The 11,431-nt window shown below is 39.0% G+C and carries 11 protein-coding genes; 5 read left to right on the top strand and 6 right to left on the bottom strand.

Going from position 1 to position 11,431, the window contains the following annotated elements; translation table 11 throughout:
- Positions 1-105 precede the first annotated feature (105 nt).
- A complete protein-coding gene (gene arcA, locus EOK74_RS01755) occupies positions 106-813 on the top strand; it encodes a two-component system response regulator ArcA (protein WP_133468176.1) in 708 nt (235 codons plus the stop codon).
- Positions 814-886: 73 nt separating this feature from the next.
- Here the strand turns inward: arcA and ppiC are convergent, their stop codons facing one another.
- The 3 genes from ppiC to EOK74_RS01740 form a co-directional block, all read right to left on the bottom strand.
- Positions 887-1,162 (bottom strand): peptidylprolyl isomerase PpiC, encoded by a 276-nt coding sequence (ppiC, locus tag EOK74_RS01750; protein ID WP_133468175.1) that lies wholly within the window; start codon positions 1,160-1,162, stop codon positions 887-889.
- A 122-nt stretch (positions 1,163-1,284) separates the two neighbouring features.
- On the bottom strand, positions 1,285-3,459 hold the full coding sequence (locus EOK74_RS01745) for a glutamine synthetase III family protein (RefSeq protein WP_133468174.1): 2,175 nt from the start codon (positions 3,457-3,459) through the stop codon (positions 1,285-1,287).
- Between the two features lie 163 nt (positions 3,460-3,622).
- Positions 3,623-4,123, bottom strand: a complete 501-nt coding sequence (locus EOK74_RS01740; protein ID WP_133468173.1) for an FxsA family protein — start codon at positions 4,121-4,123, stop codon at positions 3,623-3,625.
- 306 nt (positions 4,124-4,429) lie between these two features.
- On the opposite strand from EOK74_RS01740, the gene EOK74_RS01735 reads away from it, so the two are divergent.
- Positions 4,430-6,205 carry a protein-disulfide reductase DsbD gene (locus EOK74_RS01735; RefSeq protein ID WP_420818918.1) on the top strand — a complete coding sequence of 592 codons (1,776 nt, stop codon included), beginning with the start codon at positions 4,430-4,432 and terminating at the stop codon, positions 6,203-6,205.
- Between the two features lie 68 nt (positions 6,206-6,273).
- Here the strand turns inward: EOK74_RS01735 and upp are convergent, their stop codons facing one another.
- Both upp and EOK74_RS01725 read right to left on the bottom strand, forming a co-directional pair.
- On the bottom strand, positions 6,274-6,903 hold the full coding sequence (gene upp / locus EOK74_RS01730; protein WP_133468171.1) for a uracil phosphoribosyltransferase: 630 nt from the start codon (positions 6,901-6,903) through the stop codon (positions 6,274-6,276).
- Between the two features lie 11 nt (positions 6,904-6,914).
- Entirely contained in the window at positions 6,915-7,505 is a 591-nt protein-coding gene (locus tag EOK74_RS01725; protein ID WP_420818917.1) for an acyl carrier protein phosphodiesterase, read from the bottom strand.
- A gap of 174 nt (positions 7,506-7,679) precedes the next feature.
- On the opposite strand from EOK74_RS01725, the gene aroQ reads away from it, so the two are divergent.
- From aroQ to accC, 3 genes are read left to right on the top strand one after another with little or no spacing between them, the layout of a single operon-like run.
- Positions 7,680-8,114, top strand: coding sequence for a type II 3-dehydroquinate dehydratase (gene aroQ, locus EOK74_RS01720; protein ID WP_133468169.1), 435 nt, complete (start codon positions 7,680-7,682; stop codon positions 8,112-8,114).
- Positions 8,115-8,160: 46 nt separating this feature from the next.
- Positions 8,161-8,616, top strand: coding sequence for an acetyl-CoA carboxylase biotin carboxyl carrier protein (gene accB / locus EOK74_RS01715; RefSeq protein WP_133468168.1), 456 nt, complete (start codon positions 8,161-8,163; stop codon positions 8,614-8,616).
- A 13-nt stretch (positions 8,617-8,629) separates the two neighbouring features.
- Positions 8,630-9,979 carry an acetyl-CoA carboxylase biotin carboxylase subunit gene (accC, locus tag EOK74_RS01710; protein WP_133468167.1) on the top strand — a complete coding sequence of 450 codons (1,350 nt, stop codon included), beginning with the start codon at positions 8,630-8,632 and terminating at the stop codon, positions 9,977-9,979.
- Positions 9,980-10,055: 76 nt separating this feature from the next.
- Here the strand turns inward: accC and EOK74_RS01705 are convergent, their stop codons facing one another.
- Positions 10,056-11,366: a methyl-accepting chemotaxis protein gene (locus tag EOK74_RS01705; protein WP_133468166.1), complete on the bottom strand. Its 1,311-nt coding sequence runs from the start codon at positions 11,364-11,366 to the stop codon at positions 10,056-10,058.
- Positions 11,367-11,431 lie beyond the last annotated feature (65 nt).

The following is an 11,431-nucleotide window of genomic DNA, read 5'->3' as shown; positions in this document are numbered from 1 at the left end:
TCCTGTGTTTAAATGCGCTATTTTTTACTTAATATGTAATTATGCTACTGATTTTTAGATATTTTCTGATAAACTTTTACACAAATTTTTAACTAGGCCCGAATCATGCAGACTCCTAACGTATTAATTGTTGAAGACGAAGTCGTTACTCGTACCACTTTAAAAAGCTTGTTCGAAGCAGAAGGGTACAATGTATTCGAAGCTGAGAACGGCGAGCAAATGCATGACTTCTTTGAAAACAACACTATCAATTTAGTCATTATGGATATTAACCTTCCGGGTAAAAACGGTTTGATTTTGGCCCGAGAAGTACGCGGTCGTAAAAATATCGGACTAATATTTTTAACCGGTAGAGATAACGACGTAGATCGTATTTTAGGATTAGAAATCGGCGCAGATGACTATCTAACTAAGCCATTTAATCCACGTGAATTAACTATTAGAGCTAGAAACTTATTAACACGAACTACCAACAGTAGTGAAGATGATGACTTGCCTAGCCGAGTCAGCTTTAATGGTTGGACGTTAGATGGTGACAGCCGCAGCTTAATATCTCCAAGTACGAAAGAATTCCGTTTACCTCGTAGTGAATTTAGAGCATTGCATTTGTTCTTAAATAATCCAGGTAAAATACTGACTAGAGAACAGTTAATTATGGAAATGACGGGGCGTGAATTGCGTCCGAATGACCGTACAGTAGATGTTACTATACGACGCATACGTAAGCACTTTGAGTCAGAAGTGAATGCGGATGATTTGATTGTTACTATTCACGGAGAAGGTTACCGTTTTTGTGGCTCTGTAGATTCATAATTATCACTACAAACCTATTATAAAATTTAAGAAAGCTCCTAAAAGGAGCTTTTTTATTGCCTAATAATTGTGATTAGTTTCTATATAAAGTTTTAATTAGGTGGTAACCAAACTTTGTTTTTACGGGCCCATGTACGGTTAAAATTTCTTTTTTAAATACCACATTGTCAAAAGCTTTAACCATAGAACCTGGACTAAACTCTCCTAAATCGCCACCTCGCTTGCCTGAGGGACAGATTGAATGCTTTTTAGCTAGCTTATGAAAGTCTTCCCCTTTTTTAAGTTGTAACTTTAGTTTTTCAGCTAATGCTTGGTCTTTTACTAGAATATGGCAGGCGCAGGCTTTCATTGTATATATCCGCGGGGTATGTATTGTTGAGTGTAATACGGAGGAGTTTAGCAGTTAGCAGCTTTAAAAAAAGAAAAAGAGCCGGAGCTCTTTTTCTTGTAGATTTGAAATTTATGTTTTGATTACTTGATAAACAACATTTCTTGATACTTAGGTAAAGGCCATAAGTCATCAGAGACTACTAATTCTAGTGCATCTGCATGAGTACGTACCTCTAGCATTAACGGACAAAGTGTATCTGCACAATAATTAAGGTGAGCTTCAACAGAGTCAAATTCCTCAACCTCAATCGCTTCTTTAAGTTTACGTACAGCAGCCATCATAGCGTCTGTTTCAGCGGCAATTTCGTCAATACTATTGTGACTAATTGTGATATTCAACTTACTAAGGTTGGTAGCTGTGCTAGATAAACTATCTAGATATTCAATAGTCGCTGGATATATTCTAGTACTGGCCATGCCAATTACTAACTTAGCTTCTACTTCAATAGATAGGATATATTGCTCTGCGTATACTTCAAAACGGCTAGCCAGTTCTGCTGGAGATAGAACGCCAGTCGATTCAAAAAGTTTAACCACAGATTCTTCTTTAAATGCAGGTAGCGCATCGGCAGTGGTTGGAATGTTTTTCAAGCCACGTTCTTCTACAGCAGCTTTATGCCATTCACTTGAATAACCGTCACCACCGAAGATAACATTACCGTGCTCTTCCATTAGCTCTTGAAGAACTGTGATGACAGCAGCTGTTTTGTCTTCACCTTTGTCTAATACCGCTTCTAGTTTGTCTGCAATCCAGCTTAGTGAATCAGCTAACATAGTATTCATGGCTACTAATGGCCCTGATACTGACTGCGATGAACCTACAGCTCTAAATTCGAAACGGTTACCAGTAAATGCAAACGGTGATGTACGGTTACGGTCACCTGGATCGCGTTCGAAAGAAAGAATTTGAGATAGACCTAAGTCCATTAAGCCGCCTTTAGCTTTCTCAAGTAACTTACCTTCTTTTATATCATTGAAAACACTTTCTAATTGAGTTCCCAAGTAAACTGATAATATTGCTGGTGGCGCTTCATTAGCACCTAAGCGGTGGTCATTTGCAGCAGATGCGATTACCGCTCTTAAAAGTGGTCCGTATTTATGTACGCCTCTAATAACAGCACCACAGAATAATAAGAAGTTTAGGTTATCATGGGGTGTGCTGCCTGGGTCTAACAAGTTGCCTTGAGTCGCATTACCAACTGACCAGTTAACGTGCTTACCTGAACCATTTACACCTGCAAAAGGTTTTTCATGTAATAAACACAAGAAGCCATGCTCTTTAGCTGTGCTTTTCATTAACGTCATCAGTAATTGTTGATGATCAGCCGCTACGTTGGCAGCTTCGAAGTAAGGAGCAATTTCAAATTGGCCCGGGGCAACTTCGTTGTGGTGTGTTTTTGCTGGAATTCCCATGCGATATAGCTTGTCTTCAAAGTCTTGCATAAAGACTTGGACTCTCGCTGGTATAGCGCCAAAGTAATGGTCATCAAATTGTTGACCCTTTGCTGGAGCAGCGCCAAATAAAGTACGACCCGCGAGCAATAGGTCAGGGCGAGCGTTAGCAAAGTGTTCATCAACTAAAAAGTACTCTTGCTCAGCACCACAGCTAGAGTTTAGGGTAGCGATTTCAGTTTCACCCATTAAACTTAGTACTTTTTGAGCCGCTTTATCCATTGCTTTGTTTGAACGTAGCAAAGGAATTTTCTTATCTAGTGCTTCGCCTGTCCAAGACATAAATACGCTTGGGATCATTAATGTTGCGCCATTGGCGGTTTTCATTACATATGCAGGACTGGTGGGATCCCATGCTGTGTAGCCACGGGCTGCGTTAGTCATACGCAAGCTACCATTAGGGAAAGAAGAACCATCAGGCTCGCCTTTTATCAACAAGCTACCTGTAAATTCTGTAATCGCTCCGCCGTCTGAATTGGTGATGATAAAACCATCATGTTTTTCAGCCGTGATATTGGTCATTGGGTAGAAGATATGCGAGAAAAACTTAACACCCTTGGCGATAGCCCAATCTTTCATCGCGGCAGCAACAACGTCTGCGGTAGCTGTATCAAGTGGAGCGCCGGTTTGAACTGTCTTCTTGATAGCTTTAAAGGCGTTTTTAGATAATGCTTCTTCCATAGCCGCTAAGCCAAAAACATCGCTCGCCCAAATTTTGCTCAATGGTTCTGGTGTTTTGCACGATTTAGGTGCGCGATTGGTAATTTCTGTTATAGCGTTTTTACGAGATGTTAATCCACTCATATCTTTTCCTCAGTCTGTCTTTAAAGGGGTGTAGGGATTTACCTTATTTTTTTAAAGTAAAACATACTAAATCTGAGTTTGTTGAAGCAGATATCAGGCCACAAGAGTTTATATAGAGCTAGGTGCGCTGTTTTGGATTTCCCATATCATTAATTTCTGGAATCTAATCTGGCTTATTTAAATCGTCATTGAGTCTTGGTTTGCCAGAAGGCGATTCTTTGCGCTCAAACTCACCTTCAATAATATCTTCTGAGTTTTGCTTTGAATGTGGGGGTGATTGAAAGCCATTGTGAAAAGAGGGCTCTGCAGTTTTAATAATCAGTCGTTTTAACAAATTACTAGCAATAATAGGCCTAGTCATAGGCAGAGTTAGTAGAAAACCTACAATATCAGTAATAAACCCTGGCGTAACTAAAAGGACCCCCGCGATTGCTAGGAGTATACCCTCAGCCATTTCTTGGCCTGGCATAACCCCTGTTTGCATTTTTTGCTGGGCTTGAGTGAGTGTTGTCAGGCCTTGTTGTCTAACTAAACGGGCTCCTACAAAAGCGGTAAAAATGACGATGGCAATGGTATACCAGCCTCCAATTAATTCACCCACATTGATTAGTATCGCGATTTCAGCAATAGGTAATATTGCGAAAAGTAGAAATAATTTAGCCAAAAATGCCTCTTTATCATGGTATACCCAAGTATTATTTTAACTGATACCAGAGTCTGTGTATTTGTTATTATAATGGGCTCAGCTTGGAATAAACCAAGAGTCGCTTTGTTACAAAATATTGCTTTTGTTTGTGGTAGGGGCTGTTGAAAGACTCTTAGATTAGTAAGGGTCTTTAACTAAAAGTTTACTTTCTTAATATATTTTTAAGCTTACACGCTTAACTTTGGGATATTTACAATATGTATATTGTCCTAGTTACTGTTTAATTAAAAAGAGTAGTTCATGAACTTAGTTGCTAATCGTGTCATTTTATTTGTTTTTTCTAGTTTGTTTTGCTTGGGTAGCTTTGCGCAATCGGTAGACCCATTGGCTGATTTATTTGCAGACGAGCCTGAGTTTTTGAAAGTAGACGAGGCCTTTCAGTTTGATTTTGAACAAAGAAGTGGTCAATTGATATTAAAGTGGAAAATTGCAGATGACTATTATTTATATAAAAAGCAATTTAAGACAGCATTAAAACAGACTGAGTTAGGGGAACCTGTGTTTCCTGAGGCGATGCAGGTAGAAGATGAGTTTTTTGGATTGTCTGATGTGTTTCGTGGTGAATTAGAAGTCCAATATCCTATAATTTTTGCAGCCAAAGATGGGGTTGTAAAAATTCGCTATCAAGGCTGTGCAGATGCTGGTCTTTGTTATCCTCCTGTCACCAAAGAAGTCTTTTTAGAAAGTGTAATTGCTAATGAGGCTAATAGCTCAGTAGTTGATGCCGGTAATCATAACTCTGCTGCTCCAGTTGTTTCAGAGCAATTTGAGCTTGCAAGCTTATTATCTAGTGAAAAAAGTTTGCTGTGGACCTTACTAATATTTTTAGGCTTAGGTGTGGGGTTAGCTTTTACACCTTGCGTGTTTCCTATGTACCCAATTTTATCTGGTATTGTTATTGGCCAGGGTATCAGTATGAGTACCTCTAGAGCCTTCAGTCTTTCTTTTATTTACGTTCAAGGCATGGCTCTCACTTACTCCTTATTAGGACTAATCGTGGCCTCTGCTGGGGTACAATTTCAGGCTAGCCTGCAGCACCCGGCGATTCTAATTACGTTAATTGTTATCTTTATTTTATTGGCAATTGTGATGTTTGGGGCTTATGAATTGCAGCTGCCATCTGCATGGCAAGAAAAACTTAATGCAATGAGTAACAAACAAACCAGTGGTAGTTATTTGGGTGTACTCGTAATGGGGGCTATTTCGGGCCTGGTTGCCTCACCGTGTACAACAGCACCACTAACTGGAATTTTATTATTTATTGCTCAAAGTGGCGACCTCGTCTTAGGTTTTAGTGCTTTATATGTGTTAAGTCTCGGCATGGGGATACCACTGATTTTATTTGGTATCACAGGTGGTAAATTGCTGCCTAAAGCTGGGCACTGGATGAACATTGTTAAAGTAGCGTTTGGGTTCATGATGCTGGCGGTAGCCATAATGTTTGTTGAGCGTTTAGTGACTCATGTGGCAACTGATATAGCATGGTCGCTGTTGGGGTTAGTAAGCTTTACTTATTTTTATGTGATGAACCAAACCACAGCTGTGTCTTTTTTCAAAGGCGTTAGGGCTTTAATTATTTTTGTTGGTTTGTTTATATCTGCAATCTATGGATATCAAACCACGAACAGTATTTTTTACCAAGATACTGTTGGCGAAGATAATATTGGTAAAATTTCACACGTTAAGTTTAAGCAAGTTACTAGTCTTGAAGCTTTTGAAGAAGCTTTGGCTGAAGCCAATGGTGAAGGAAAGACTGTCATGTTAGACCTCTATGCTGATTGGTGCGTGGCGTGTAAAGAGTTTGAGAAATATACATTTTCTGATCAAGCTGTAGTTGATGCTTTAAGCCATACGGTATGGATGCAAATTGATTTGACTGATAACAACCCCGATAACCTAGCATTTCAAGAGCACTTTTCAGTTTTGGGTTTACCAACGATTTTATTCTTTGATGAAAGTGGCCAAGAACTGAGTTCTGCAAGAGTGACGGGGTTTATGAAAGCGAGCACCTTTGAGCAACACGTAACTCGTATTTTTTAATGTTTAATGCGTAAGGTACTAGCTTTGGGTTTAACGTAAGTACCCTGTAATTTAATGGTTAAAAGCCTTTATCGGGTGCCAAAAATTTTATCTCCAGCATCCCCTAGTCCAGGTAATATGTAACCTTGCTCGTTAAGTTTCTCATCTACTGATGCAGTATAAATATCTATATCTGGATGTGCAGCTTCTAACGCGGCAATACCCTCTGGGGCGGCAACTAAAAATAACCCCATAATATCGGTACATCCTTTTTGTTTGAGTAAATCAATAGTGGCTATTAGCGTTCCTCCCGTAGCTAACATTGGGTCAACGATTAGTGCTGTTCGTTTGGTAATATCTTTTACTACTTTGTCGAAATAGGCTACAGGTTGCAGTGTTTCTTCATCTCTGTATAAACCAACCACGCTAATTTTTGCATTAGGGATCAGTTGTAGTACACCGTCCAACATTCCTAACCCAGCCCTTAGTATGGGCACAACTGTTATTTTTTTACCTTTAATCTTCTCAGTTTGTAATTGTTGTCCATCCCAAGCTGTAATGGTTGTTTGTTCTGTTTGTAAGTCTCTCGTTGCCTCGTAGGTAAGCAAGTTTCCTACTTCACTAGCAAGCTCACGAAAATCTTTACTACTTATGCCTTTTTTACGCATTAGGCCTATTTTATGTTGAATTAGCGGGTGTTTTATTTCTTTAATAGCCATGGTGCTTTCTCTTACTTGGGGGCTGTAGATGATTGAACAAAGTTTACTCCATGTTCTAATAACTCTGGGTAAAACTGTGAAAATTTTCTTGCAAATAGATTATGGTTTTGTTTGATAAAATGGTTGGCGTCAACAGCAAATTGTATTTTATTTCCTAGCCTTGATTCAATTGAAGAAAATGCTTGAAAACAAGTATCTCGATTGGAATATTGGTTAAGCCATCGATATTTTATAAGTCTTTCAGCTTGTTTATCAAATTCGGTGCTTATGGGTAAACTGAACTTCTCAAGCTCATCATAAAACTGAGCAAATAAAATGTTACTGTAAGAAGTAGAATAGTCTTTCCAATTCGTCATTAATAAATAATCAAAATATATGTCGATTATGACCCCTGACATTCTGCGAAGTTTCCCAGTGAATTCTTTTTTAAGATCCAATACTAGTGGATGGCTATCCGTAAACGTATCTACGCTGCGATGCATACGGACTCCTAACTCAATGTCTGAAGGTAAATGACTTAGTTCGGAGCCCCTCACAAAATCCCCTAAAAAGTTTCCAACTAAGCTAGTACGAGTATGATTAGCTAGGTGAATATGGGCGATATAATTGATAGCAAAAGCTCCCTAAAAAGCGAGTGATAAAAATACAATTTTTATAAACTTTGCGGTAATCTTCGCAGATAAGACCAGTATTTTGCTGCTAATTTCTATTTACCCACTATAATGGTCCGATAATTTCAATTCTAGTACATATATTGTACGTAAAATGGTCAGCTAGTGAACTTATTAGTCATTAATGGGCCCAACTTAAATATGTTGGGTACTAGAGAGCCAGAGACTTATGGCTCTGAAAATCTACAACAAATTAATAAAAAGTTAGATAGGTTTGCTGTATCTATTGGTATTAGTTTAACTCATGTGCAATCCAATGCGGAACATGAATTAATTGATGCAGTACATAAAGCGTTTAACAAAGTTGATTTTATTGTCATTAATCCGGGGGCGTTTACTCATACCAGTATTGCCTTAAGAGATGCATTGTTAAGTGTGTCTATCCCTTTTATAGAGGTACATTTATCAAATGTGCATGCTAGAGAGGCGTTTAGAAAGCACTCCTACCTTTCCGATATTGCTCAGGGCGTGATTTGTGGATTGGGCTCACAAGGGTATGAGTTTGCTATTGCAGCCGCGAAAAAATATTTAACTAAATAATTGCACACCCAATTTATGGGTTTGCCAGTCTATTAGAGAGAGAAAAATGGATATACGCAAAATTAAAAAATTGATTGAACTGGTTGAAGAGTCAGGAATATCTGAGTTAGAAATCACAGAAGGTGAAGAGTCTGTAAGAATTCAAGTTGGTAGTAGTGTTGCCGCTGCACCTATTCAATATGCGCCAGCTCCTCAAGTTGCAGCTCCTGCTCCTGTTGCAGCCGCTCCAGCACCTGCTTCTGCTCCAGAAGCTGCCGCAGCTATAAGTGGGCATACTGTATGTTCACCTATGGTAGGGACTTTCTATCGCTCATCTTCTCCAACTGCAAGTGCATTTGTTGAAGTGGGTCAAAAAGTAAATGTGGGTGATACGCTTTGTATCATCGAAGCAATGAAAATGATGAACCAGATTGAATCTGATAAGGCTGGTGTTGTTAAGCAAATTCTAGTTGAAAACCAAGAGCCCGTAGAGTTCGATCAACCTATGTTTGTGATTGAATAAAAGGTTAATGACGATGTTAAATAAAGTCCTTATTGCAAACCGTGGTGAAATCGCTTTACGAATTTTGCGCGCCTGTAAAGAGTTGGGCATTAAAACTGTCGCGGTTCATTCAACGGCTGACGAGTCTCTAAAACATGTATTGTTAGCAGATGAAACCATATGTATTGGTAAAGCATCTGCAACCGAAAGTTATTTAAATATTCCCCGTATAATTGCCGCTGCTGAAGTGACAGATGCAGAAGCTATTCATCCAGGTTATGGTTTTTTAGCTGAAAACGCAGATTTCGCTGAAGCGGTTGAAAGAAGCGGCTTTATATTTATTGGCCCTAAAGCAGACACTATTAATTTAATGGGCGACAAAGTGTCCGCAATTAAATCAATGAAGGCGGCAGGTGTGCCATGTGTACCAGGTTCAGATGGCCCTCTAGGAACTAACGACGCTCGTAATAAAGAGCTTGCTCAAGGCATTGGTTACCCGATTATTGTTAAAGCTGCTGGTGGTGGCGGTGGTCGCGGTATGCGCGTAGTGCGCAATGAAGAAGAGCTTATTTCTTCAATCGAGATGACGAAGAGCGAAGCCGGTGCAGCATTTAATAATGATGTTGTGTATATGGAGAAGTTTTTAGAAAACCCCCGCCATGTAGAAATTCAAGTATTAGCTGACGGTCAAGGTAGCGCGATTCATTTAGGTGAGCGAGATTGCTCCATGCAACGTCGTCACCAAAAAGTTGTAGAAGAAGCGCCAGCTCCAGGTATTACTCCTGAAATGCGTGCAGCTATTGGTGCTAGATGCTGCCAAGCTTGTATTGATATTAATTATCGTGGTGCGGGCACATTCGAGTTTCTTTTTGAGAATGGAGAATTTTATTTCATTGAAATGAATACTCGAATCCAAGTAGAGCACCCTGTATCTGAAATGATCACAGGTATAGATTTGATTAAAGAACAATTACGCGTTGCTTCTGGTCAAAAATTAACTATTACTCAAGATCAAATTGACGTAAAAGGCCATGCAATTGAATGCAGAATAAATGCAGAAGATTCTGAAACCTTTATTCCTAGCCCAGGTAAAATTACCAAGTTTCACCCGCCGGGTGGCCTAGGTATACGTTGGGATTCTCACATTTATGCCGGATATAGCGTACCGCCATATTATGATTCTATGATAGGTAAGCTAATCACATATGGTGAAACTCGTGAAGTGGCTATTGCTAGAATGCGTTTAGCATTAGATGAGCTAGTTATTGGTGGAATTAAAACCAATATCGAGTTGCAAAAGAGCATTATGGCTGATGAACATTTTGCTGCTGGTGGTGCAAATATTCATTACCTAGAGAAAAAACTAGGTATGGGTGGGCACTAGCCTACAAGCTTTCTTGATGTGAAAAATGGGGCTTTATAGCCCCATTTTTATAGGTGAAAATTACTATTAATTTCAACTAATTGGTTAATTGTGATTGTATTTCTTTCAGGATTTCTTTGGTATTGCTGCTAATTTCATCAATTGCTGCACCAGTTTGTTCTACTAACTCTATTCCAGATTTAGAATTTTCAACGACTGCCTCCATTGACTTTACCGCATCTGATGCGAGCGTATTATTCTCTTTCACAACTCCATCTATTTCAGCTGTAGATTTACTCGTACGGGCGGCTAGTTGCCTCACTTCATCGGCAACAACAGCAAACCCTCTGCCTTGTTCTCCTGCTCTCGCTGCTTCTATAGCTGCATTTAGTGCTAGTAGGTTGGTTTGGTCTGCAATTGCAGTAATTGTATTCACTATCTCACTAATCTGGTCAGACTGGTTGCTTAATGATTGGATACTTTGGGCTGCAGATTCTAAACCGTTAGATACTTTCGACATTGCTTGTATCGCGTCATTGACGATTTCTAACCCTTTTAGAGACACTTCATCAGTATTTGTTAAAGATTCATAAGCCATTTGAGTGGATTTTGAAGAGGAGGTCACGGTTTCTGTTATGTTATTTGCAAACTTAACAACCTTAAAAACTTTATTATCAGAATCGAACATGGGGTTATAAGTTGCCTGTAACCAAAGAGGTTGGTTGTGTTTGTCTACCCGTTCAAATTTTCCTGACAAAAATTGCCCTTGATTCAACTGTACCCACATATCTTTATATTGGCTAGATCTAGCGTATTCCGGGTTGCAAAATATACTATGATGTTTTCCGATTATCTCTTGCTCTGTATACCCTGTTGAGGCAGAAAAATTGTTATTGCATTTAATAATTGTGCCGTCGAGGTTGAACTCTATTACTGCCATTGAGCGTGAAACTGAGTCAACCATGCTCTTCAACTCCCGCATAGAATTAACAGTTTCAGTTACATCTGATGCAATTTTAATAACTTTTTCAACATTTCCTAATTCGTTGATAATTGGGCAATAACTGGCAGCTAAATATATACTTTCTCCTGATTGGGTGAGACGTTCAAACTCACCATTAAAGGCCTCTCCTTTTTCCAACCTTTGCCAGAATTCTTTATACTTATCAGAATTGACAAGCTCCGACTTACAAAACATTTTATGGTGCTTACCTATAATTTTTTCTAGAGGGTACTTCATCGTATTTACGAAGTTTTGATTCGCGGTAAGAATGTGTCCGTCAGGCGTAAACTCAATCATTGCCATGGAAGCTGAAAGAGCTTTGAACATTGAGTTTCGTGAGCTTAATTCAGCGTCCTTTTGAAGTAATTTATTTTCTAATTCAAGATTTTTACTAGTTAACCACATGAGTTTGACCTCTTTATAACTTTACATTTAATGGTAGCAGGGTCTGGTAAACATGCGTATTAAAC

The organism is Paraglaciecola marina (assembly GCF_004360155.1).
GTDB lineage: Bacteria > Pseudomonadota > Gammaproteobacteria > Enterobacterales > Alteromonadaceae > Paraglaciecola > Paraglaciecola marina.
This window is presented reverse-complemented; position numbering and strand designations above follow the sequence as displayed.